Source organism: Campylobacter avium LMG 24591 (assembly GCF_002238335.1).
In the GTDB taxonomy this organism is placed as follows: Bacteria; Campylobacterota; Campylobacteria; order Campylobacterales; family Campylobacteraceae; genus Campylobacter_D; species Campylobacter_D avium.
Window position 1 is genome coordinate 40,164 of sequence record NZ_CP022347.1, and the last position, 24,477, is coordinate 64,640.

Consider the following 24,477-nt stretch of genomic DNA (forward strand, 5'->3'; position numbering starts at 1 on the left):
AGATAAGCTCTTAGTTAAACTTTGTAGAAATTTTATATATTTAATAAAGCTATAAAAGCTAAGAGCTAGTGTTTGTTATGTAAAATTTATGCTAAAAATATTTTTTATCTTTTTATCAGCACCTTAAAATCATCTTTTTTGCTTTTTAAAATTTCTATGCCATTTTTGCCACTGCTAGTTTCTAAAACCCTGCCAAGATAAACCAAGCCATTATAAGGAGCTTGTTTGGCATAAAAAATCCCCACATTGCCCCAAGGAGAAAAATAAAATAAATCCCCGATTTGTGGGTCATAACCTGCTGTATTTTTGACACTTAGAGGCTTTAGCTGAATCTGTGGGGATTAATAGCGTTATCGTGCGAAATATCCTAGCGCTTTTAAAAAATGCTGGACTTATTAGTATTTTTCGTGGTAGCAATGGTGCAAGACTTGCGAAAAGTGCCACGCAAATAAGCCTTTTAGATGTTTTTTATGCGGTAGAATCTACGCCTAAAAGCAAAGATTTTCTAACACTCAAAAAAGAATCTAAAGAAAGTATACACAAAGAAAGTGCTTATACAAAAGAAAAAATAGGCTATACGCTTTTTAGATTCCATACTAATCCCAATTTGCTCTGTCCTTTGGGTAAAAATATCCATAGCCTTTTAGATTCTCATTTTATAAAGGCTCAAAGAGTGCTAGAGGAGTATCTTGCAAGTGTGAAGCTTAGTATCTTACTAGAGGAGCTACGCACACAGCATTTGTGCTAAGGAATTAATCCTAAGTTTTTGTGATAGTGAGTATAGCTGCTGCATTGACTACAATTATTGCTCATAACTTCTTAGTTTTACTAACTTTTACCCTAAATTCCTCTTTTAAAGCATTGAAATATTTACCTAAAACAACGGCAACTCCCTCATCATATTGCGTAGCTTTTTAGCAAAATACCTCCCTAGCTTTGTCTTATTTCCTTGCTTCTTTTAGAGCTTTAGCGTATTCCTCATCGCTTACTAATTCTTGCCAATTCACATTTTTCCCGTCTTTTTCTTGTGTTAGGGCTATGTGGCTTCCATGGCTTGTATCACTTGCTCCATGAAAATGTCTAATATTTGGTGGACAAGAAATCACATCGCCTTTTTTTGCAATACTTGCTACTTGACCCGGTATCTTAGTAAGAATTTCTCCCTCTGTAACAATTAGTGTTTGTCCTGCTGGGTGTGTATGCCAGGCAGACCTAGCATTTTTGCTAAATTCTACTAAGGCTCCGCTAAATTCTCTCCAAGAGCTTGATTTAAAAAGTATTGAAACCCTTACCTCCCCGCTAAAGATCTTAGGATCTCCTTTTAGACTTCCTAACTCGCCATTTTTAGTGATAGTCTGTGTATAGGCTTAAAAGCTTGAATTTGAGCGAAATTTGCAAAAAATCTAATTTTTATTTACAGTATTTTAGTAGTATAAATTTGTAGATAATAAAAATTATTAAGAGTGTGCATGTCTTTAGATTTAGAACAAATAACGGTAGCCTTTATCTTAGCCACCTTAGCGGGAATTTCCACGGCAATAGGTGCTTTGATAGCCTTTTTCTCAAGGCAAAATAACTTCACCTTTTTATCCATAGGGCTTGGCTTTTCAGCAGGAGTTATGATTTACATATCTTTCATGGAAATTTTGCCTACAAGTCTTGAGGATTTTTCAAGGCATTACGGGAATTTTTGCGGTCAAATAGTGGCCTTGCTGTTGTTTTTCTTGGGAATCTTAATCTCTGCCTTGGTGGACAAGCTAATACCTGAGGATTTGCATGTAAAACAAACCCAAGATTACGAGGAGCTAAAAATTTGCTCCATAAACGAAAAACCCGTGATAAACAAGGCCTTGAAAAGAACCGGGGTGCTAACAGCAGTTGCCATATCTATACACAACCTGCCAGAAGGCTTTGCTACCTTTGTATCCTCTCTTGATAGCATTTCCTTTGGCCTTGCCATAGCCATAGCAGTAGCCATTCACAACATCCCTGAGGGCATGGCTGTGTCTTTGCCTATATACCACGCAACAGGAGACAAGAAAAAAGCCTTCAAATACGCCGCCTTATCGGGTCTTACAGAGCCAATCGGTGCTGTTGTGGGCTTTTTCTTAATCTTACCCTTTATAGGCGAACTTACCCTAGCCTTTACCTTTGCTATCATAGCTGGGATAATGGTTTATATATCCTTTGACGAGCTGTTACCTGCCGCGAGAGCTTATGGGGAAGCTCATCACTGCTTGTACGGCCTTTTCGCAGGAATGGGAGTAATGGCTATAAGCCTCATCTTGCTGGATATGGGTTAAATTTAAGTGTTTTAAATACGCCGAGTTCTAAATTTTGCGTGCTTGTTTTAAATTTATATGAAGTTTTATAGCCCTAAAACCTCAACCTAAATCAAAGACCCCCATTCACATTTATAAAGCCACCTTCATATGCTTGAGGCATCACAGAGGCTGTAAAATCTAAGTGTTTTGATACAGAAAAAGATGCACCTGCAAATACATTTGCAAATAATTCTTTTTCATTTTCATAAGATATTTTTTCTTGTCCTATGCTCATTTCATAGTTCTTATCTCCAAAGACAGCTTTTCCATTAACTCCTTCTAAGGATATAAAAAAGCTTCCACTATCTAGTATTTTTCTATACTCTATACCTAAAACACCATATAAGCTTGTAAAAGTATTTGTGCTTCTGCTTATAGGTAGTATTCCATTTTCTTTATAAGAAGGCATATGATAATAACTTCCTAATATACCAAGATAAGGTTTTAAACTATGTTCATTTTTAAATTCAAATCTATATCCAAGTCTAGCTTGTGCTCCTATATTATGTCTTTTATAATCTCCTTGATGAAGACTTAAACCAGCAAAAATTCTATCGTATTTATTATGATTATTTGCATAGTATCCTAATACATCAAGCTCAAGTGAATATGGCATATAAACTCTTGAGTATAAACCTAAACTATAGTTAAATCCATCTAAATTCATACCCTCTGTGTTTATATAAGACTTACTTATAGAAGCATAAAAACCAGCAAAGAACTCATCTTCTATTTCTTTATCATATCCAAAGCTTAGACCAAATTCAGAGCCTGAACTACTTTTATAATTACTATATCCTGCTAAGGCAGAGATATAGAAATTATCACTTTCTTGTTCTTCTAAATTTACATAGTAAGGTTTATAATAACTTGCTAAGCTTGCAAATTTAGATTTTGTGTTAAAGGCGTATTTTGGTTTATTAAGATTATTTGCTATACGACCTAACATATTGTGATGTATAAGATTTCCTTGATATGTTTTTCTTTCATCTTGCATAGTCTCAATCTGTTTTTCAACAGTACTAGTAGCAGTTCTTATAAGATTATTATTGTTTATGATAGAGCCATCTAAGGCTTCATAAATAGCATTATATATAGGAGCTTGGTGGAGTGTTTGGACTTGGTGTTATAGGTTTATCATCGCTACCGCCCTCATTTCCGCCTTGATTGTCTCCGCCTTCAGTATCGCCGTCCGGTTGAATTCCATTTTCATAACCGGCTAAGTGTCCTCCGGGAGGCTGAGCATTTGCATTAGGGTAATTTTCATTCCCCTCATTATTTGCTTCGCCAAAGACTAAGAAGTATTTATCTCCCACCTTAACTATGTTTGTGGTGTAGCCAGAATCAGAAAGAGGATTTCCATAATTATCATATACAGTTACAGAACCTTCTTTTATATTGCCACTAACATCCTTACTTTCTAGAAAAAGATAAGACATATTATCATTTTTAGCAATTGCCCCTATGAGTTGAAAGTTAGTTACGCCATTAAAATTAGCAGAAGATGAAGCATTTATATAACCAAAGCCTAAATCTCCTCCTACGAAATTCATAGTAGCAGTATTATTTAAAGTAAAATCGGTAGTGTAAATTTTAGCCGAATTTGTTAGAAAGATATCACTTCTATAAGCGTCAAATTTGCCTTTTACCACTAAATTTGCGTCATTTAAATCAACGGTTGAGCGATAGCTTGTCGAAGTGCTAAAGCTATCTCCTTGTGCATCGCTTATGAAATCTCCCTCTACTGTTATCACAGCTCCATTATAGGCTTTTAAATTTCCAATACCGCGATAGTCATTAGAAGAAGAGGAAGGATCATTCTTGCCATTATAAAAATTTCCAGTTACAGTAAAAGTTCCGCCGTTTATCTCTACTAAAGCGTACTCTCTACCTCCATTATCACTCTTAAAACCAGCATTATAAAAAGAACCCCTATAGTTGTTTTAGCGTTTTCGCCTGTTTGAAGCAAATATCCTGCACCCTGTGTAGTATCTTTATTATAATTATAAACATCGGCATCTATATAAATGGTGGAATTATTGTTGTATATAGAAGCTGAATCACTGCTATTTGATTTATTTGTTAAAATATCTACATTATTTATATAAGGTGCTTCCGTTTGAAACCGTTATACCACCACCTCCTTGCGTAGTATCTATAACAAAGTTATTTACATCATTTATTTCTAAGCTTGAGTTATATACCTTTATCGCTCCTTCGTCTAGCTTAAATAGACCCTTGCTTCCTGTGCTATCTAAATTCATAATCAATTGAGATCCTGGATTTATAAATATATCTCCCTCTATATAGTAACTCATATCACTTCCTTGAGAGGAAGAAAAAGTGCTTGGGTCTTTTTGTAATGCAAGTTTGGCAGTGCCAGATCTACCAGAATATGTAAAATCTACATTGCTTCCTTGCCCAAATATATTGCCATCTTTACTAGGGTCTCTTTTTAGTATTACTGTAACATCGTCTCCTGGCTTTAAATCCGAAGTACTATCCTCTATCTCACCCACCCATTCACTTTTCAAAGCAAAGACAAAAGAAGCTAAAAAGGAGAGTAAAAAAAGAGCCCTTTTCGCAGCAAAACCTTTAAATTTAAGTTAAAAATGCGGAAAAGATTATATAACAAAAAAAACGATTAATGAGGCTAACAAAAAAGCAAAAAATTTTAAAATTTTTGAAATTTCACTATATGACAAGCCTTGTATCATTAAGAAAATAAAAATTTAGATATGTAGTTAAAATTTTCTTGCTAAAATCCCTTAAAAAATTTAAGGTTTTACTATGCTAGAAATCAAAAATCTTTCTATGCGTTTTGCAAGTCAGCTTTTGTTTGAAAATGTGAATTTAACTTTAAAAAAAGGCGAAAGATACGGGCTAATCGGGGCGAATGGGGCTGGAAAATCAACCTTTTTAAAAATCCTAGCAAAAGAGCTTGAGGCAAGTAGCGGCGAAATAGAGCTTGACGCTGGGCTTAAAATGGCTGTCTTAGAGCAGGATCAATTTGCCTTTGAGAGCTTAAGCATAAAAGACGCACTGTTGAGTGCAAATAAAAGACTATATGAGGCTATCAAAGAAAAAGAAAAGCTGTATATGAGTGAGGAATTTACGGACGCCATAAATGATAGGCTAAGCGAGCTTGAGCTTATCTGTGCTGAGGAGGATCCTAACTATGACTGCGAACTAAGGTGTGAAAAGCTTTTAAGTTCGCTTGGCATAAGTGATATAGAAAATTCTATGTCCTCTCTTCAAAGCACGGACAAGGTGAAGGTGCTTTTAGCAAGGCTGCTTTTCGTAAATGCTGATGTGCTTTTGCTTGATGAGCCTACGAACAATCTTGATTTAAAAAGCATAGCCTGGCTTGAAAATGAGCTTTTAAGGCACGAGGGGACCTTGCTTTTAATCAGCCACGATAGGCATTTTTTAAACAGGGTTTGCACTAGAATTTTAGATGTGGATTTTAAGCAGATAAGGGAATTTGCGGGGAATTATGATGACTGGTATATGGCTTCAACCTTGCTTGCAAAACAGGCTGAGCTAAAAAGAAACAAGGCTTTAAAGGAAAAAGAGGAGCTTGAAAATTTTATAAGACGCTTTAGCGCAAATGCTTCTAAGTCAAAGCAAGCAACGAGCAGGGCAAAGGCACTTTCTAAGCTTGAGATAGAGGAGATAAAAATTTCAAGCAGACGCGATCCTAGCATAGTTTTTAGGATAAATAAAGAAATCGGCAATGAAATTTTAGAACTAAAGGACATAAGCAAGAGCTATGATAAAGAGCTTTTTTCGGGGCTAAATTTAAAAATCAATAAAAACGATAAGATAGCCTTAATAGGAGCAAACGGCGTTGGCAAAAGCAGCTTAGCAAAGATAATCACAGCTGCTTTAAAGCCTGATACGGGCTTGGTGCACCTTGGAGCCACGATAGAGCTTGGGTATTTTCCACAAGATACTAGCTCGGTGATAAATGAAAATTTGAAACTTTATGAGTGGCTTATGAGCGATAAATTTAAAGATTTGGATGAAATTAGAAAATGTTTGGGTAGAATGTTATTTGGTGGTAATGAACAAGAAAAACTAGCCTCAAGCTTAAGCGGTGGGGAAAAACACAGGCTTATGCTTTCTAAGCTAATGCTTGAGAGGCCGAATTTCTTGCTTTTGGATGAGCCGGATAATCATCTTGACTTAGAAGCCATTATCGCCTTGGGTGAGGCCTTGTATAATTTCAAGGGTGTGGTGCTTTGCATAAGCCACGATAGAGAGCTAATCTCTGCTTTTGCAAATAGAATTTGGCATTTAAAAGATGGCAAACTAAGAGACTTCCAAGGAAGTTTTGAAGAATTTTTAGGAGAAAATGATGAATACTTATAAAATTCGCTACGCAGCTGGTTTTGGACACTATACGCAAAATCACAGAGGCTTTGGTCCCACCATATACATAGAAGAAACTGTGGAGTATAAGAGCGAGAAGGATTATTTTGACTACATAGACTTTTATGAGTCTCACTCAAAGCCTGATGATACTTATTTTCACATCTCGTTTTTAGAGGATAGGCCTCTTACGCAAAAGGAACTTGAGATAAGAAATGCTTACAGAAAGCTAAGAGATGAGAGGTGTGAAAAGGCAAAAATAGAATTTATAAGGCAAAATGAGCCAAATTCGATAAGCGATGCTGACGTAGACCATGCTAAAAAAGAAAATGAGTGATTTAAGGACGAGCATGAAAACGCTACTGATACTGTCTCATACATACTGGGAGAATTCAAAAGTAAATAAGGCTCTTGCTAGGGAGGCTTTAGGTCTTGATTATGTAAAGGTGCATAATATAAACGAGGTTTATAAAGACGGCAAAATAGACGCTGCTAAAGAAATAGAGCTTTTAAAGGAAGCTGAATTTATCGTATTTCAATTTCCACTTTTTTGGTTTAGCACACCAAGCCTTATGAAAGAATGGCAGGATGTGGTTTTGAGTCAAATTTTACACGGAGAAAATCCTAAGCTTTTAAGTGGCAAAAAATTTGGCATAGTAAGCACTTTAGGCGGGGCAAAAGACACTTACGATGGACACCACGGCTATACCTTAAATGAGCTTTTAAGACCTATATACTACGCTTTTAAATACTGCGGTGCTACTTTGGTGGATGAATTTGCTATTTATAGTGCTGATGCTTCAAATTTGCCCTTGCAGGAGTATAAGAGCTATCTTAAGGGCTAAGAATTTGCTAAAAGTGTGAATTTGTGCTATCGCATTCTGCTGATAAGGAAAAAAGGAAAGTAAATGTCTAAATTAGACGGGAAACAAGAGAGATTGTAAGAACTAAAAACTTATAGAAATTTTGCTCTTACTTCATTGTTGGCTCTAATAGGCTTTATTTTCACAAAAACAGACGAAACCAATATCTACATACTGTTTTGACTGTTTTAGTTATTTTTGTACTTGGAATAGTTATTTTTGTATTGCAAAAAAAAGATTTTAAAATTTATCAAAGAGACAGAGGAGTTATAATGGAAATTTTAACTTTTTCTGCAGCTTTATGTTTCTTTGCTGCTATGTTTTTGGTGATAAAAGAAACTTAAAGCTTTTCAATCACTACCGCAACCGTGATTACAAGTAAATTTATAGTGTCAGCGGAAAAGGCTCATTGTGCTTTTGGGCTTATCTAAGAGGTTTAAATTTACACTAGGCTTTAAAGCCTAGTGTCTTAGCACATTCTTTGTAGGGTTACTGCAAGTCCTCCAAGCGATGTTTCTTTGTATTTTAGGTTCATATCTTTTCCGGTTTCATACATAGTTTTAATGACATCATCAAGGGTTACTATAGGCTTGCTCTTTCTAGTCATAGCCATTCTAGCCGATGAGATAGCTTTTATGGCACCAAAAGCATTCCTTTCTATGCAAGGAATTTGAACTAAGCCTCCAACCGGGTCGCATGTAAGACCTAGGTGGTGTTCCATAGCGATTTCAGCGGCATTACAGGCACTGTGAGGGTCTGCACCCATAACAGTTGCCATGGCAGCTGCAGCCATAGATGAAGCAGCACCTATTTCAGCTTGACAACCAGCCTCTGCACCGCTTATACTAGCGTTCTTTTTGTAAAAAGAGCCTATTAGCATGGCAGTTAGCAAGAAATCAACTACTTTGTTATCATTAAAGCCTGTTGTGTGATTGTGAAGATAAAGCATAACAGCAGGTACAACCCCACAAGCACCATTAGTAGGAGCCGTGACCACTTTAGCCCCGCTGGCGTTTTCCTCGGCTACTGATATGGCATAAAGTGAGATAAAATCTATGATGCCAATTGGATCAGTTGTTAAGTTTACACGTGAGGCAAGTCCCTTTGCTCTACGCCACAAATGAAGTTTTCCGGGCAAATATTCTTCTTTTGTATGAGTGCCGTTGTAATACACCTCCTGCATAACTTCCCAAATTTCTAAACAGTAAGAACGAATTTCATCCTTCGTGTTAAATTGCAACTCATACTCATAAGAAAGCTGTGCTAAATTCCAATTATTTTTATCGCAAAGCTCAAGTGCTTCTTTTGCGTTATCTACCTTTAGGGCATACTGTGTTTTAGGTTTAAGTCCGCCTGAATTCTTTTCTTTTTCAAGCTCAGCTTCGGTTTTTACAAAGCCTCCGCCTGTTGAATAATACACTTCTCTATATATACGCTCATCATTATCATCAAAGGCGCTTATCTTAAGAGCGTTTTCGTGAAGCGGCAAGAATTCTTTAGAAAAAACTAAATGTTTGTCGTAGTCAAAGTGGATTTCCTTTTTTCCGCATAAATTTAGAATTTTATCCTCTAAAACTCTTTTATTGACCTCTTCTTGTATATTTGAGCTTAAATTCTTTGCTTCAAGTGCGTTTAAACCCCAAAGCACAGCCCTATCGGTTAAGTGCCCCTTGCCTGTTAAAGACAAAGAGCCGTATAAAACAACTTCTACCTTTGTTATTTGGTCTAAAAATTTATCTACCTTTTTGCAGAATAAATTTCCAGCTAGCATAGGTCCTAAAGTGTGTGATGAGGAAGGACCTACACCGATTTTAAATATACTTAAATTACTACTCATCTTACACCTCCCTTATAAAAGGTTGTTAATAGCAGCTGATATAGCTATAAGACCCATTATAACTATAAAGGTATCAAATGCTGGATGTCTAAATTTCTTAAGAACATCAAATTTGTATACACAATAAACAGGCATTAAGAAAAGCAAGATTGCCAAAACAGGACCACCTATGCTTTCGATAATTCCTATAGCTGAAGGGTTTGCATAAGCTACATACCAAGCTACTATGAAGGTAAAGATAGCTGTTATTGTGTTTGCACTTTTGCCTTTTAGCTTACCTGAACTTACCTTATAAAGAATTCCATTTAAGCCTTCTTGTGAGCCAAGATAGTGTCCTAGGTAGCTTTTTGACATAGCTATCAAAGCGATGATAGGTGCTAAGAATGCTAGTATAGTGGCTTCAGGGAAGTGATTTGCTATATAGGTTAAGATATTTACATTTTGGCTTTTGGCACTAGCAAAATCCTCAGGTGTTAAGCACAATGCACAAGAAAACACGAAAAAGAAAACAACAACAACCATTAGTATTACAGCCTTACTGATTATGTTTGCTGCGTGTTTTTCGGCGTCATCGTGAAATTCTCTTTTGCATGAGCAGGCTAAAGATGAGATGATAGGCGAGTGGTTAAATGAAAAAACCATAACAGGAATTACCAGCCACAAGGTAAGCCAGAAATTTGAAGTTCCCACAACTGAAAAATCAAAGCTTTGGAAAATTGCACCGTTCCAGTAAGGAATTAGCATCAAAGATATTATAACTAAAACAGCTATGAATGGAAAGACAAGAACGGACATAACTTTAGTTACAAGTTCTTCACCAAGTAAAGAAAAGAACATAAGCAAGGTTACTATAACAAAAGAGACTAATAGTCTATTAGGGGCTTCGTAGCCTAGTTGATTTACCCAAAATTCTATAAAGGTAGTGGTTAAATTCGCACTATAAACCAGCAAGATAGGCAAGATAGCAAAGAAGTAAAGCACGGTGATTAAAAATCCTCCGCCTTTGCCAAAATATGTTTCAGAAACAAAGGTTATATCATCGCTTGGATTAGATGAACCTAAAACAAATCTACAAAGCCCTCTGTGTGCTAAGTAAGTCATAGGATAAGCCAAAACTAGGATAATTAAAAGAGGCAAAATTCCGCCCATACCAGCGTTAATGGGTAGGAAAAGCACCCCAGCACCAATAGCTGTTCCAAATAAGGAAAGCACCCATCTAATGTTGTAAGATTTTACATTTGTCATAGTAAAGTCCTTTCATTGAGATAATAAATTTATACTATGATAACACAAAAATTAATTCTAAGTTTTTTTATATTGTATATTTATTTATAAAATATTACAAATTGTTACAAAATACATCAAGAACTATTTTTTGTGCGGGAATTTATGCGGCATACCACCGGCTCCAGCAAAAGATAGTTCGCCTTTTTCATCTATATCATAAGCTTGACCAAAACCTTTTACAAAGCGACCTTGTTTGTAAGAAAGTTTTATCAAATGAAAATCAAGCATTCCTCTTATGGTTTTGATTCCGCCGCCACTTCCTCTTTGTTTTTCAAATTCATCATAAACTTTATCAAATAGTGCATCATCTCTACTTACAAATTCAAGCTCACTTTTATATCTTAATCTTTTTCTAACTATGACAGATGCCGCCTTGCTTTCATCTTCTAAGAACATCACTTCTACATTGTTTGGATTGTTTTTAATATTTGCAAAATGCTCTGCAACGCTACTGATATAAATAAAATCCCCAGCCTCGCACTGTATAATAGGTGCGTAAGAACAAACAACCTCGCCTTCTTTGCTTACAGTTGCCATACACACAGAGCCAAATTCTTTCTTAAAATCAAGTAATTCTTGTTTTATAGTAGCTAAATCAGGCTTAGGTTTTGCACCTTGGCAAAGTTCGATAATAGCGTTTTTTAAGGTGCTTTCATCGCATTTTTTAGGAAAGTCAACTCTTAAGATTTCTTTATCATTGTATTCTATATCAAGTCCCTCGTAATCAACACCCTTCAAAGATACATTTTTAGGCTCTTTAATGCCACCAAATTTCTTGCATAAATCCACCAAATTCTCTTTGTGGTGAGAGTTCATATGAGAAATAACAGATTCAAAACTCATCTTTTTCCTTTGTAAAAAAATTTATAAAAATAATAATATCTATCATATTAAATTAGACTTAAAGTGAATTTTTGTAAAGCTATCTGTGCAATTTATCTCTAAAAATAGAAATCATATAAAATTTATTTTATTTTAATAATAATTATCATAAATTTTTATCTTAATTTTTAATGATATATATTATCATAAATCAAAGATATTTAAAATAAGGAGGATTTTTAATGAAAGCTTCAAGAATAGCATTCTTAGCTCTTTTAAGTTCAGCAACAGTTTTTGCAAATGAAATACAAAAAGCAGAGCTTACAGAGGTAGTTATCTCGGCAAGTGGCTTTGAGCAAAGTGCGGATTCAAATTTAAGGAATGTATTAGTAATTAATGCAGATGAGTTAAATAAAAGAGCTTACACATCTTTAGAACAAGCACTTGAGCGAATTTCTGGAGTTTCTTTTGTGAATTTTGGGCTTGGACGCAATATAGACTTAAGAGGACAAGGCGATAAAAGTAATGTTGCTGTAAAGGTTATGGTTGATAATAGGGCTATAAATGTGCTTGATAATAGCCATGGTGTAACCCCTCTTAATAGCATAAATTTAGATGATGTTGAACGTATAGAGATAATCCCCGGTGGCGGCTCTGTGCTTTATGGAAACGGCACAAGAGGCGGTGTGATTAATATCATAACAAAAAAACGCAAAAGCGATAATTACTCCCTAGCCTTAAAGGGTGGAGGATATGATAAAAAGGGTGTTTTTGGCGATGTAAATGCTAGAGTTGATAAGTATATAAATGATAATGTATCCTTGAATTTCAGCCTAAATGGCTTTAATAAACAAGGCTATCAAGAGGGCTATTCTCAAAAGGGATTTTTTGGCGATGCTAAAGCCTTATTTAGTCTTGGCGATGATACTGATATGAATTTAAATTTCTCTTATTTTCAAAGCAAAAATACTTCATCTGGCTATCTTACAAAGGAACAGATTGAAAATAATCCTAGACAAAGAGGAAGCTCTGAAAATATTACAAAGATTACAAGACCAGAATTTAGCTTAGATTTAAACCACAAATTCAGCGATTTTTTTGAGCTAAATTTATTAGCTTATCATCAACAACAAAAGATAGAGTATTTAAAGGATAGACTGCCTTATACTATGCAAGGTATGACGGTTACGGCTTATCAAGACGGTTCTGGCTTTGAAGATGCCTTAAGTGGTGCAAATTTAAAGACTAAATTTAATTATATGGATAAGTCTTATTTTATCTTAGGCTATGATTTTGCATACCACGATGCTAAGAGGCTATCCATAGTGCACTACTCTGTGCCTGTTATAATACCTTATCATACTATGACTACAGATTTGGATATGAATAAGCAAAGTCATTCTATCTTTTTCCTAGAAAATCACAGTTTTAATGACTATTTTTCCATTTCAGGCGGAGCTAGAATGGAGTATGCAAGATACACAGGTGATAGAATTTATAGAAACCAAATGCAAATGAATTTTCCGCTACCAGGTAGTACAACAGATGAGACAACTTTATTTAGCATAGATGATAAATCCACCACAAACTACGCCTTTGAGATAACGCCAAATTTTTCTTACTCAGACACAGGCTCAATCTATGCTAAATTTGAAAGCTCCTTTGTAAGCCCTACACCAGCACAGCTTGTAAGCAGAGACCAAAATTTAGGATACTATACCTCCAAATTAAATCCAGAAAAATACAATACCTTTGAAATAGGCATAAAGGACTTTTGGTGGGATTTTCATCAATGGCAAGTTTCGCTTTTTTACACACAAAGCAAAGATGAGATTTCTTATCTAGGCGACCCGCATGCCATAGGAGGAAGTTTTTGGCATTATTATAATATCAGCCAAACAAGGAGATTTGGAGCGGAGATAAATCTCAATCAAAGCTTTTTAGATGATAGTATAAGAACCTATCAAAGTTTAAGTTATATAGACGCAAAGATTACAGATGGCATAAACGATGGCAAACTCATACCTTATGTCTCTCGTGTAAAAACAACAGCTGGGCTTGAATATGCTTTTAATAAAAATTTCTCAAGCTTTATAGATTTAACTTATTTTTCAAGGGCAAAGGATAGTGGTGTAGTTGATGCAAATACAGGCAAGATGACAGCAAATGCTTGGATGAAGGATTATTTCTTAACAGATATAGGTTTTTCTTATGATTATAAAAGTTTTTCACTTTTAGCAGGTATTCGCAATATCTTTGATAAGCAGTATTACACCTATCAAAACTCAAGCGCTAATCAATACCTAGCAGGCGATGGCAGGAGCTATTATCTCTCGCTTAGATATACATATTAAGGAAGGTGATAATGCTTAAAAAAACTGTTTTACTCTCAAGCTTAGCTACTTGCTTACTCGCCAATTCTATGCAAAAAGCAGAGCTTGATGAGGTAGTTATCTCAGCAAGCGGCTTTGAGCAAGATGCTGATTCGAATTTAAGAACTGTTTTGGTCTTACAAGGAAAGGACTTAGCAAGCAAAGGCTTTACTTCCTTAGAACAAGCCTTGCAAAGAGTAGTAGGACTTTCTTTCATATCTTTGGGCGTAAATGGCAATGCCTCAAGAGTTGTAGATATGAGAGGACAAGGTGCAAGTGCAAATTCAGCTGTTAAGGTAATGATAGATAATATCCCTACAAATGTGCTTGATGAAAGCAGGCTGCACGCTGCTGGAACTTCTATATCGCCTCTTGATAGCATAAGCATAGATGATATAGAAAGGATTGAGATAATCCCCGGAGGCGGTGCTGTGCTTTATGGAAACGGCACAAGAGGCGGTGTTATAAATATCATTACTAAAAAAAGAAAGCAAAATGCAGCTGATATAGCCCTTAGAGGCTCCATGTATGAAAATGCAAATTTAGACACGCAGTTGAAGCTAAATTTAGGCTTAAAGTTAAACGATAGCATAAGCTTTAGCTCAAACATACAAGGCTTTAACAAGCAAGGTTACAGAGAAAAAGACCTTTTAAGAGGCTTTTATCAAAACTCAAAGTTAAATTTTGACTTTAGTGATGACATAAGCTTAAATTTAGGCTTTTCTTATTATCAAGGTGAAAATACTCTAAATGACGCCCTTAGTTATGAGGAGCTTCAAGCTAATAGATTTGGTGCTTCGCAAACCCAAACCACATATCTTTCAAGTAAGCCAGAATTTAATGCAGAGCTTAAAATCAAGGCAAACGAGTTTTTAGATGTAAATTTACAAGCCTTTTATCAGGTGCAAAAAGTAAAGCTAAAAAACTCAAATGCCGCTTTACAAATTTATGCAAATGATAGCTTTTTTAAGGATGGACTTTATGGTGCAAATTTAAAGGGAAGGCTAAGTTATCTTGAAAATTCTTATCTAGTTTTGGGCTATTCTTTTGAGGAGCATTCAGGCTTTTTAAACTCACAAAGCCTAATAGGTGCTACAAAAGCAGATGATAAAAAGCAAAGCCACTCTTTATACGCACTTGATTATCAGGAATTAAATGATATTTTCTCTCTTTTTTTAGGTGCAAGATATGAGCATGCAAATTACACGCACAAGGCACTTTCAGGCTCACAAAGTGGTTTTAAGATAGATACAAATACCGATAATTTCGCCCTTGAGCTAGGCCCTAATGCTAGATATTCAGACACAGGCAAGCTTTATGCAAAGTATGAAAGAGGCTTTATTTCGCCAACTCCTTATCAATTCCGCTCAAGGCAAAATGGCGTATATTACTCAAATACAAATTTAAAGTCTCAAAGGTACGATACTTACGAGCTTGGACTTAGTGATTATTTACTTGACTTTTATGCTGTGAATTTAGCCCTTTTTTATACAAATAGCAAGGATGAGATAAGAAGCTTTGGAACTGTTGCAAACGGGGGTTTTGAAAATATAGATGAGACTAAAAGATACGGAGTCGAGCTTTTTTTAAGACAGGATTTTGCGAATTTTTATTTATATGAGAATTTTAGTTTTGTAAATGCTGAAATTTCAGCAGGTGCTGATAAGGGAAAAAGAATTCCCCTTGTTTCAAGATATAAAGCAAGTGCGGGGATAAATTACGATTTTAGTAAAAATCTTTCAGGCTTTGTTGATATGAGCTATTTTTCAAAGGCAAAGGATGAAAGCAATGCTTGGATAAAGGAGTATTTTTTAAGCGATATAGGTCTGATTTACAAAAACAAGGGTTTAGACATTTTTGCAGGGGTTAAAAACCTCTTTGACAACAAATACCTCACTTATCAAAATAAAGCAAGAGATGATTACATCCCCGGTGCTTCAAGGTCTTACTACCTAGAGGCTAAATACAAATTTTAAGGATATGAATGTTAAATAAAAGATTTTTTTTCTTTGTGATTTTTTCGCTTATTGCTTATGTTTTCATCTCTTTTTTTGCCCTTTGCTTGGGAGATGAGTTTTTAAATCCCTTTGAGGTTTTGTTTAATGGCGATGAGTTAAGTAGGCAAATTCTTTTTGAGATAAGAGCACCTAGAATTTTAATGGCGATTTTAGTTGGCATGCTTTTGGCTAGTTCAGGAGCTATCACACAAACCGTGTTTTCAAACCCCATAGCAGACCCTTACATCATAGGCATAGCTTCAGCTGCGGCTTTTGGAGCTACCTTAGCTTTTATGCTTGATATGGCTGATTATTACTACGGAATTTTAGGCTTTGTTTGTTCTTGCGTTTTTTCCTTGCTTGTGTTTAAGATAGCCTCGCGGGCTTCACTTGCTACCTTGCTAATCATCGGTGTTAGTGCAGCGACTTTTTTAGGTAGTATTAGTGCCTTTTTAAGCTATGTAATAGGCGAGGAGTCCTTTAAAATCACGGCTTGGCTTATGGGTTATCTTGGCGTTGTATCTTATCTTAGAGTCTTTTTGCTCAGCCTTGCCTTGCTTTTTTGCCTAGGATTTTTTTACTACTACAAAAACGAGCTAAATATCATCTTAAGCGGCGATGAGGAGGCTTTAAGCATGGGTGTCAATGCACTAAAGCTTAAAAGAATGCTTTTAATCGTATCCTCCATAGCTGTTTCATTTGGAGTAGCTTTTACAGGACTTATAGCCTTTGTGGGACTTATAATACCGCATTTAGTAAGGATTATTATGAAAGATTATAGCAATACGGTGGTTTTGCCCCTTTGCACCTTGCTTGGAGGGCTTTTTCTGCTCTTGTGTGATACCTTGGCTAGATTTGTCTTAGCACCGGTTGAAATTCCGCTTGGAGTTATCACCTCTTTAATTGGCGCACCGGTATTTTTATACCTTGCCTTAAAGACAAGGAGGATGATGTGATAAGGGTTGAAAACCTTAGCTTTGCTTATGAAAGGCCTATTTTAAAGGATATTAGCCTTGAGATAAAAGAGGGGGATTTTTTAGGAATTTTAGGGCCAAATGGAAGTGGCAAAAGCACCTTGCTTAAAACCATGATAAAAAGTTTAACTTACGAAAAAGGCGAAATTTACGCACTTGGTAAGGATTTAAAGGACTATTCTTTAAAAGAATACGCAAAATTAATAGGCTTTGTGCCTCAAAGCTCCCAACTTTTCGTGCCTTTAAAGGTGATTGATGTGCTTTTAATGGGAAAATACCTTGGCTTAAAACACTCCTTTTCATCGTATAGCAAGGAAGATATCGATGATATTTTGCTAAGGGCTAAGGAATTTAAGTTAGAGAATTTTTTAGATAGAAATGTTTTTTCTTTAAGTGGGGGCGAATTTCAAAGGGTTTTGCTAGCTAGGGCTTTGCTTAAAAATCCTAAAATTTTGTTTTTGGACGAGCCTACCTCTGCGCTTGATTTAAACTACGCCATAGAGCTTTTATCACTATGCGAAAGGCTTGTGAAGCAAAAAAAGCTTACAGTGATTTGTATCTTGCATGATTTAAATTTAGCTTCGCTTTTTTGTAATAAACTCATCTTGCTAAAAGACGGAGAAGTAAGGCACAAAGGCGGCGTAAAAGAGCTTTTTACAAAGGAAATTTTAAAAGAAATTTATGATTTTTCTTGTGAAATTATTTATAAAGATGATAAACCTTACATTTTAGCTTCAAAGGAGAAGATATGAAAAAATTTTTTATTTTATTAATCTTAGTTGCTAGTTCTTTATTTGCAAAAGAAAGGCTTGTTGTGCTTGATCCTGCTAGTATAGAAATCATCTATATGCTAGGAAGTGGTGATGAGATAGTAGGTATTGCTTCTTTGCAGCATTCAAACATCTACCCAGAACAAGAGACAAAAAAGCTAACTTCAGTAGGTACTTTTTCAAACCCTTCACTTGAAAAAATCGTAGCCTTAAAACCTAGCCTTGTCATACTTTCATCGTATTCTACGAATTTAGAAGCAAGACTAAAACAGCTTGGTATAAAAACGCTTTTTTTAAAGGCACAAGAGCTTAAGGACTTAGAAAAAAATGTCTATGAGATAGCAAGGTTTTTAAAGAAAGAAAAAGAAGCTAAGAAAGTGCTTGAAAATTTTAACAAAGAGCTAAACGAGCTTAAAAAAGACCCGATTGATAAAAGTGCTATATATCTTTTTGCCTCAAATCCTTTAATGGCTTTTAGTGATAATTCCTTAGTTGCTGATATACTTAGAATTTTAGGCATTAAAAATTTAACAGTTAAAAGCGAAATTCAAAGACCTATCATAAGTAGCGAATTTATACTAAAACAAGACCCTGATATGATAATACTTGGTATAACGGTTGAAGATTCAAAGGAACTTATAAAGCAAAATCAAGTCTTGCAAAATACAAAAGCTTATAAAAATGGGCATATTTTTTCTTACGATAAAACGCATTCTTTATTAAGACTTTCGCCTACTATGGTAGATAGAATTAAAGAATTTAAACAAGTTTTGAAATCAAACTTACAATAAAACAAATTTGCTTGATTTTGCTTACTTACATAGATATAATTATAAAAATTCAAGGAGTTAAGTATGCAAAAACAAGCACTGTTTGAGAGTAAGGACTGTTTGCTAATTTGTATTGATATACAAGAAAAGCTTTTGCCCGTGATGTATAACAAAGAAATAATTTTAAAAAATGCAAATATCTTGCTAGAAGCGGCTAGGCTTTTTAGGCTAAAAGCCCTTGTAAGCGAGCAATACCCAAAGGGTTTAGGCAACACCCACAGCAGTATAGAATTTAAGACGATATCAAAATTTGAAGATTTCGATGAGCAAGATACGCACTTGCAGTGTCTTTGTTTGGAAAAAATTTCATTTTCTATCTTTAATGATGAAAAAATTGTGAAGGTTATCAAAGAAAGTGGCTGCAAAAAGCTTATTGTATTTGGCATAGAAAGCCATGTTTGTGTTTTACAAAGTTTAATCCATGCCCTAGAACACGGATATGAACTATATGCGATAGAGGATGCCATGGGCTCTAGAAGCAAGGAAAATCACGATAATGCGCTGTCTTTTTTAAGGCAAAAAGGGGTAAATATAATCAACACAGAAAGCTTTTTATTTGGGCTTATGATTGATGCAAAGGAGGCGAATTTTAAAAGCATTTCAGCGCTTATAAAGTGATTTTAAGTTGCAAAAGTTTAAAATTTTACACTTCATAAAGGAGCTGTTATGCCAAAAAGTTTGCTTCCAACTTGGGACGATAAGTACCGTATAGGCAATGATATGATAGATGCGCAGCATAAAAAATTATTTGAGATAGCTTTGAGGATTGAAAAAGCTACAAATGAAAATGTGTATCAAGATGAGATAAAAGAAATGCTAACCGAGCTTTTTAACTATATGAAAGAGCATTTTGCCTACGAAGAAAAATACATGCAAGAAATTTCGTACCCAAATTTAGATAAGCACAAGGTTTCTCACCGCCGCATAACAGAAGATATGGTTAAGATTGTAACCACCATAAAAACAACTAATGATTTAAAAGAAAAACTATATGTTGTAATGCAAAAATGGCTTTTAGAGCATATTTTAATGGAAGATATGGTCATAGGCGATTGGCACAAAGAACAACTTGTAAACAATCTGCCTGATTAATTTTTCATATTAATCGCCTGTCTTATCATCTCATCGCTTGTAGTTATGCTCTTAGAGCTTGCGTCAAAGGCTTTTTGCATAACTATTAAATTCGTAAGCTCCACACTTAAATCAGCGTTTGAAGCCTCTAATTTATCCCCGACAAAGCTTGCTGTATATATCAAATTTCCCTGCTCATCGTATAAAAACGAAGCCTCGCCGCTATTTCCTGTTTGCACAAAATTTGTTCCATCAACAGAGGCTAAGCCTTGTTCGTTTATGAAGTTGTAAAGTGCTAGTTTTGCAACTGTAGCTGTTTTGCCATTTGTAAATTGTGCCACCAAAGAACCATCTTCTAAAACATCGTATTGAGAGAAAAAGCCCTCTGGTATACCATCTTGAGTATAAACTATATCTTGGTTTGCACCGCCGTCTTTTCTTATGTAAATTCCATCATATCCAGAACCGACTGTATCATTTAGGGTTGAGCCTAAATTTATATTTATGGTGTTATTGTTATTTGGATTTGTGATGGCTGTTATGGTGTTTTCTATCAAGGCTCCGGCTTGGTTAAAGACTATGCGTCCATTTGTAGCACCGCCTTGAGGATTGCCGTCCCAATCAGTTATCTGTGCACTTGCTTCAAATTCGTAATTCTCTCCAACCTGCGGCAAAACCCTTGTTAGCGTGATGATAAGCTTTGACCTTGTTCCGTCGCTATTTACTAGCTCAGCTGCTAAAGTTTGATTATCAGCCCTTTCTTGCTCGGTATATACAGAAGCACTGCTAATTTGCAAGCTATCTCTATCAAGCCCTTGTAATTCTAGCTCATTTGTTTGAAAATTTAAATTCTCGTCCAAAAGCACCTCAGCACTCGCTTTTACTCCATTTGCGTCAGTGAAATTTATTACCACCCTTTCGCCTGCCTTTGCGGAAAATACATCCTCTTGTCCCACTCTACCGCTTACTACTATCTTGCCGTTTTGCTCTGTGATAGTGAAATTCTCAGGGTCTAACTCAACTTCTACTAATTCTGTGTTTGTATCGTAGCTTATGTTGCCCTTGAAAGATACATTATTTGTTATTTGAGGCTGATAGTATAAATTTGTAGGCACTGATAAAATGCTTTGATTAGTGGCTGCATCTAAGCTAAAATTTGCACTAGGATTATTTACAGTAAATCCTGAGCTAACAAATTCGCCGTTTATGCTACCCATGATTTGCGACACTCTATCGCTATAAGTTATGTTTGTAAAATTTGGATTCATAGTGCCTAGCACATAATTTCCGTTACTATCTACTAGGTTGCCATTTGCGTCCCTCATAAAAGAGCCATTTCTGGTGTAATACACCCCATCTCCGCTAGTAACGCCAAAAAAGCCCTTGCCAGCTAAAGCAACATCAAATTCGCCGCCCCCGTCAATAAAAGAGCCCTGCTCAAATACCAATTTATTAGACCATTGAACAGCACCAAAACCTACTTGGGCTGGATTTGTGCCTTGAGTATTTACTGTTTTATTAAAAATGTCGCTAAATTCTGTTATGGAGTATCTAAAGCCTGGGGTATTTACATTAGAAATATTATTTGATGTTGTATCTATACCAAAGCTTTGTCCTTTAACTCCATTAATTCCATTGTAAAAAGCCGTAAACATCTTAGCTCCTTTAAGCTGTTATTTGGGCTATCAAATCAAATTTAATTTCTTTTCCAGCAAGCACAGCATAAGGAATTCCTTCCTTAAATTTAATCGATTCTATAGGATAAGCACCAAAGGAAGAGGTTGAAGTGCCGCCATCAACATCTGTATAGCTTGCTCTTACTGTGTAATTTCCTTTTCCAACGAAATTTCCCTCATCATCGGTTCCGTCCCAAGTTATGGTATTTACACCTTGTTTTAGATCGTCCTTGCCTATTTTTATATTTTTTACCACATTGCCATTAGCGTCAAATACCTGAAAGGTAGCCCCGTCTTTGGTATCCTTTGGCAAATACATCGTTATATCGATATTTTCTGCTGAGTCTCCCATTGGCACATAGTTATCCTCTATGACAGCCATTTTGCCTAGGGCATTTAAGGCGCTTAAATTCTGTCCTGCTAGCATAACTTCAGAAAGAGTTATCATGGTATCAACCATGTTTTGCATAGCTGTGTTTGTATTTTGCTGCATTTCAAGAGCTGCAAGCTGTGATGTTTGAGTAAGCATTTTATCAGTATCCATAGGGTCGGTTGGGTCTTGGTGCTGCATTTCTATCAAAAGTAATTTCAAGAAATCATCTTTACCAAGTATCGCATTCATAGCACCTTGTGTTGTGCTATCTGACACACCTGTATCATTTGTGTTTGTAGTGTTTTTGGTATTAGTATTTGTTGCTGTTGCAAAATTATTGTTACTTGCTATTCCTGATACCGCCATATCTTACTCCTTAAAATATTTTTTAATTAAAAGCAAATTTAATTCCAAGATTAAAAATACTTAGCCAAAATTAATTCCAAAGGGCTAGAACTAATGCTTTGACTTGTGCTTTCCTCAAATTTATAAGAGTGCTTGGACTTGTGATTTTGCTCTCTTTGCTCTTTTTTTCCTTGATCGCTAAAATTCATCTCAAGCCCTGTAAAACCCATATTTACAAGTGAATTTTTAAATTCAGCTTGATTTTGGATAAATAAATTCATAGTATTTGGATTTGAGTTGAAATTTATGTGCAGGTTGTTTCCTCTTTGTATAAGAGTTATTTCAACCTCTCCTAAATTTGAAGGATTTAATGTGATGTTAAGCCTGGTAATTGGTGCTTTAAATTGCTGCATTTGCTCTTTTAAATCCTGTGAAAAATAAGAAAGAGTTTCCCTCGTACTTATGTTAGCATTGGATTTTAATTCGTTTGCGCTTACCTTGCTTAGACTGTTTAAAAGATTATTTAGTTCGTTTGTGTTTTCGTTTTTGCTTACTGTTTGGTTGCTAGAAAGATCTTTTGTTGGTTGAGTTTCGCTGTTTTTGCTCTGTTCTTGCTTTTGTGAGTTATTTTCATTTGTATTTTGCAAATTTTGTAAAACTGTGTTTAGATTTACTGTTTTATTTTGCACTGTTTTTTGCGCCAAATTTTCTGTATTTTTGCTTTCATTAGGCAAATTTTCATCTCTTAAAGGAGTGCTTATAGTTAGGTTTTCAGCACTTTTTGTAGGATTTTTTTCTACTGTTTTATTTTGTGTATTTTCTAAATTTATTTTATTATCTTGATTTTGTTTGCTTTGTGGCTCAGTTGTTTGTTTTAAGACCTCGTTGCTTTCCAACTTACTTGTTGGCTTGCTTTCTTGGCTTTGATTTTTGCTTAAATTTTCACTTTCCTTTGTGTTATCTGTTTTTATCTCATTTTGAGCTACAAAATCTTTTTTTGGCATTTCTTTGTTTGTTATGCTGTTTGTTGTGTTTTGTGTGTTTGTCGTAGTTTGGGTTTGGGTTTGTTCTTTACTGTGCGTAAAATTTAGCTCTTTTGTATCGGTTTTTATCTCATTTGTTTTTGTGTCTTTGCTTTGTGTTGTATCAGGCTCTAAAGGGTTTAAATTTTGTTTTTTAGTCTCAAAATCAGCACTTTTGATGTTTTTATCATCCCTAACTAGCTCTTTGCTTATGATTTTTTCATCTTTTTGTGTTGGTGTTACCTTGCTAACTTCTTCTTTTATTTTAGTAACTTCCTCGTTTAAAGCTTCGATTTTTACATCTTTGCTCTGTGTTTTGATGTTTAAAACATCGTCATTTTCTTTGTTTGCTGTGTCTTTGCTTTCTTTTTTATCCACTTTGTTAGCAGTCTTTTCTGTGTGATTTACTGTTTTTAAAAGCTGCGTTAAAGCGTCTTTGTTTTTACTATCTTTTGTTATGTTTTTGTTATTTAGCAAGGAGCTTAGTATGGAGGATTGGGTGTTATCCTTTTTTTCTACCTTATCTAGTATATTTGAAATTTTATTATTTAAAAAGTCTTTAAACACGCTTTCTACCGAGCTTGTAAAGAAATTTGCCTTATCTAAATTTGGAAAGGTGTTTTTTAAATCAAGCAACCTATCTACCTTTATCTTAGAGACATTTAAATTTAAATCATTTGCTATCTTAAAAAGCTCATCTAGGCTTTTAGCGTCTTTTAAGGCATTAAGATTGCTTTGGGTTTTAATTAGCTCTTGGCTTTGGTTTGAGAGGTTTGCAAGCTTTACATCAAAGCTTTTGATTTGTAATTTTTCTAAAATTCCCAAAACTTCCATAAAGCTTAAGGATTCAAAAATCGACATTTTCTCATCTTGCTCTAAGCCCGCACTTAACAAAGGCGAACCGCTTTGAAGCTGCGCTATAGCTTCTTGCATGATTTCTTTATCGCTTATTTTTAATCTATCTGGCAAGAACTTGTTTGTTTCATCAATGGCGTTTAACAAGCTTGATAAAAAGCCATTATCGCCAGAGGTACTAGACTCTAAGTCAACATCTATCTTAGTCTCAATGCCTTCTACTTTGGCTACTGCGTTAAGATCTAAGAAATTAGCTTGTGTAGCAAGTCCTTGCATGCTTTGTCCTTATTGTAAAAATTCTTTCTTTGCCAAGGTTGGAAAATCAAGCTTTAAATTATCAGTAGAATAAATTTTTAGCATTTTATTGTTTTTATTAAGCTCGTCTAAGACACATAAAAGCTCTTCTAAATTTCTTGCTTTTTCTATTTTCTTAAATGCCTTTTCATCGCTTAAAAGTTCTGATAATTCGCTTGAAATTCTAAATAACTTAGCATTATTACCTTGTTTTAAATTCTCTAAAAGGGCTAAAATTTGCATAAAAAATTCATCTTTTTTTTGCATTTTGCTTTCTACTATTTCACCCTTAAGTAGTTCAAAAACTTCATCCCTAACTGGTTTTGACATCTTTTATCCTTTAATCTAAAATTGTGTTTGCAATCTAAAAGCAACAAATGTTCCAAATTTT

The 24,477-nt window shown here is 35.1% G+C and carries 24 protein-coding genes; 12 read left to right on the forward strand and 12 right to left on the reverse strand.

All coding sequences use genetic code 11. The annotated features are described in order from the left end of the window. Positions 1 to 104: 104 nt before the first annotated feature. A complete protein-coding gene (locus tag CAV_RS00185) occupies positions 105 to 332 on the reverse strand; it encodes a cyclophilin-like fold protein (RefSeq protein ID WP_261786918.1) in 228 nt (75 codons plus the stop codon). 2 nt (positions 333 to 334) lie between these two features. On the opposite strand from CAV_RS00185, the gene CAV_RS00190 reads away from it, so the two are divergent. Next, positions 335 to 748: an Rrf2 family transcriptional regulator gene (locus CAV_RS00190; RefSeq protein WP_094324509.1), complete on the forward strand. Its 414-nt coding sequence runs from the start codon at positions 335 to 337 to the stop codon at positions 746 to 748. A 193-nt stretch (positions 749 to 941) separates the two neighbouring features. Here CAV_RS00190 and CAV_RS00195 read toward each other — a convergent pair whose 3' ends face one another. Beyond that, positions 942 to 1,352 carry a cupin domain-containing protein gene (locus CAV_RS00195; RefSeq protein ID WP_094324510.1) on the reverse strand — a complete coding sequence of 137 codons (411 nt, stop codon included), beginning with the start codon at positions 1,350 to 1,352 and terminating at the stop codon, positions 942 to 944. Between the two features lie 117 nt (positions 1,353 to 1,469). Here CAV_RS00195 and zupT point away from each other — a divergent pair, with 117 nt between their 5' ends. After that, positions 1,470 to 2,303, forward strand: coding sequence for a zinc transporter ZupT (gene zupT / locus CAV_RS00200; RefSeq protein ID WP_094324511.1), 834 nt, complete (start codon positions 1,470 to 1,472; stop codon positions 2,301 to 2,303). Positions 2,304 to 2,394: 91 nt separating this feature from the next. Here zupT and CAV_RS00205 read toward each other — a convergent pair whose 3' ends face one another. The 3 genes from CAV_RS00205 to CAV_RS00215 form a co-directional block, all read right to left on the reverse strand. Further along, positions 2,395 to 3,321: an autotransporter outer membrane beta-barrel domain-containing protein gene (locus CAV_RS00205; protein WP_094752778.1), complete on the reverse strand. Its 927-nt coding sequence runs from the start codon at positions 3,319 to 3,321 to the stop codon at positions 2,395 to 2,397. Between the two features lie 91 nt (positions 3,322 to 3,412). Continuing rightward, on the reverse strand, positions 3,413 to 4,078 hold the full coding sequence (locus CAV_RS00210; RefSeq protein ID WP_094752779.1) for a hypothetical protein: 666 nt from the start codon (positions 4,076 to 4,078) through the stop codon (positions 3,413 to 3,415). A gap of 342 nt (positions 4,079 to 4,420) precedes the next feature. Further along, positions 4,421 to 4,843 (reverse strand): hypothetical protein, encoded by a 423-nt coding sequence (locus CAV_RS00215; RefSeq protein WP_094324515.1) that lies wholly within the window; start codon positions 4,841 to 4,843, stop codon positions 4,421 to 4,423. 271 nt (positions 4,844 to 5,114) lie between these two features. Here CAV_RS00215 and CAV_RS00220 point away from each other — a divergent pair, with 271 nt between their 5' ends. The 3 genes from CAV_RS00220 to CAV_RS00230 are packed head-to-tail and all read left to right on the forward strand — an operon-like array spanning position 5,115 to position 7,543. Beyond that, the gene (locus CAV_RS00220; protein WP_094324516.1) at positions 5,115 to 6,698 is read left to right on the forward strand and encodes an ABC-F family ATP-binding cassette domain-containing protein; all 1,584 of its coding nucleotides are present in this window, start codon (positions 5,115 to 5,117) and stop codon (positions 6,696 to 6,698) included. Then, positions 6,685 to 7,035 (forward strand): hypothetical protein, encoded by a 351-nt coding sequence (locus tag CAV_RS00225; protein WP_245807413.1) that lies wholly within the window; start codon positions 6,685 to 6,687, stop codon positions 7,033 to 7,035. Before CAV_RS00220 ends, CAV_RS00225 begins: the two co-directional genes overlap by 14 nt. 13 nt (positions 7,036 to 7,048) lie before the next feature. After that, positions 7,049 to 7,543 carry an NAD(P)H-dependent oxidoreductase gene (locus CAV_RS00230; protein ID WP_094324518.1) on the forward strand — a complete coding sequence of 165 codons (495 nt, stop codon included), beginning with the start codon at positions 7,049 to 7,051 and terminating at the stop codon, positions 7,541 to 7,543. A 487-nt stretch (positions 7,544 to 8,030) separates the two neighbouring features. Here CAV_RS00230 and CAV_RS00235 read toward each other — a convergent pair whose 3' ends face one another. The 3 genes from CAV_RS00235 to CAV_RS00245 all read right to left on the reverse strand — a co-directional run bounded on the left by CAV_RS00235 (position 8,031) and on the right by CAV_RS00245 (position 11,528). Continuing rightward, a complete protein-coding gene (locus CAV_RS00235; protein ID WP_094324519.1) occupies positions 8,031 to 9,398 on the reverse strand; it encodes an L-serine ammonia-lyase in 1,368 nt (455 codons plus the stop codon). A gap of 12 nt (positions 9,399 to 9,410) precedes the next feature. Continuing rightward, on the reverse strand, positions 9,411 to 10,643 hold the full coding sequence (locus CAV_RS00240) for an SLC5/6 family protein (protein ID WP_094324520.1): 1,233 nt from the start codon (positions 10,641 to 10,643) through the stop codon (positions 9,411 to 9,413). A gap of 123 nt (positions 10,644 to 10,766) precedes the next feature. Continuing rightward, entirely contained in the window at positions 10,767 to 11,528 is a 762-nt protein-coding gene (locus CAV_RS00245) for a HugZ family heme oxygenase (protein WP_094324521.1), read from the reverse strand. Between the two features lie 221 nt (positions 11,529 to 11,749). Between CAV_RS00245 and CAV_RS00250 the strand changes: the two genes are divergently transcribed. From CAV_RS00250 to CAV_RS00280, 7 genes are all read left to right on the forward strand, one after another. Continuing rightward, complete coding sequence (locus tag CAV_RS00250; RefSeq protein ID WP_094324522.1) at positions 11,750 to 13,861, forward strand: TonB-dependent receptor; 2,112 nt, start codon at positions 11,750 to 11,752, stop codon at positions 13,859 to 13,861. Positions 13,862 to 13,872: 11 nt separating this feature from the next. Continuing rightward, positions 13,873 to 15,855, forward strand: a complete 1,983-nt coding sequence (locus CAV_RS00255; protein ID WP_094324523.1) for a TonB-dependent receptor — start codon at positions 13,873 to 13,875, stop codon at positions 15,853 to 15,855. Between the two features lie 8 nt (positions 15,856 to 15,863). Then, positions 15,864 to 16,832, forward strand: coding sequence for a FecCD family ABC transporter permease (locus CAV_RS00260; RefSeq protein WP_094324524.1), 969 nt, complete (start codon positions 15,864 to 15,866; stop codon positions 16,830 to 16,832). Beyond that, positions 16,829 to 17,602, forward strand: a complete 774-nt coding sequence (locus tag CAV_RS00265) for an ABC transporter ATP-binding protein (RefSeq protein WP_094324525.1) — start codon at positions 16,829 to 16,831, stop codon at positions 17,600 to 17,602. Before CAV_RS00260 ends, CAV_RS00265 begins: the two co-directional genes overlap by 4 nt. Then, on the forward strand, positions 17,599 to 18,411 hold the full coding sequence (locus CAV_RS00270; protein ID WP_094324526.1) for an ABC transporter substrate-binding protein: 813 nt from the start codon (positions 17,599 to 17,601) through the stop codon (positions 18,409 to 18,411). The genes CAV_RS00265 and CAV_RS00270 overlap by 4 nt, the downstream gene beginning before the upstream one ends. 63 nt (positions 18,412 to 18,474) lie before the next feature. Then, positions 18,475 to 19,068 (forward strand): isochorismatase family protein, encoded by a 594-nt coding sequence (locus tag CAV_RS00275; RefSeq protein WP_094324527.1) that lies wholly within the window; start codon positions 18,475 to 18,477, stop codon positions 19,066 to 19,068. Positions 19,069 to 19,116: 48 nt separating this feature from the next. After that, positions 19,117 to 19,542, forward strand: a complete 426-nt coding sequence (locus CAV_RS00280) for a bacteriohemerythrin (RefSeq protein ID WP_094324528.1) — start codon at positions 19,117 to 19,119, stop codon at positions 19,540 to 19,542. Here the strand turns inward: CAV_RS00280 and CAV_RS00285 are convergent. Genes CAV_RS00285 through CAV_RS00300 form a run of 4 tightly spaced genes read right to left on the reverse strand, consistent with a single transcriptional unit; the run spans position 19,539 to position 24,416 of the window. Then, positions 19,539 to 21,176: a flagellar hook-basal body complex protein gene (locus CAV_RS00285; RefSeq protein WP_094324529.1), complete on the reverse strand. Its 1,638-nt coding sequence runs from the start codon at positions 21,174 to 21,176 to the stop codon at positions 19,539 to 19,541. The two genes, CAV_RS00280 and CAV_RS00285, sit on opposite strands and share 4 nt — an antisense overlap. A 10-nt stretch (positions 21,177 to 21,186) precedes the next feature. Further along, a complete protein-coding gene (locus CAV_RS00290; protein ID WP_094324530.1) occupies positions 21,187 to 21,936 on the reverse strand; it encodes a flagellar basal body rod modification protein in 750 nt (249 codons plus the stop codon). Positions 21,937 to 21,986: 50 nt separating this feature from the next. Beyond that, entirely contained in the window at positions 21,987 to 24,068 is a 2,082-nt protein-coding gene (locus CAV_RS00295; RefSeq protein ID WP_094324531.1) for a flagellar hook-length control protein FliK, read from the reverse strand. A 9-nt stretch (positions 24,069 to 24,077) separates the two neighbouring features. Next, entirely contained in the window at positions 24,078 to 24,416 is a 339-nt protein-coding gene (locus tag CAV_RS00300) for a hypothetical protein (RefSeq protein ID WP_094324532.1), read from the reverse strand. Positions 24,417 to 24,477 lie beyond the last annotated feature (61 nt).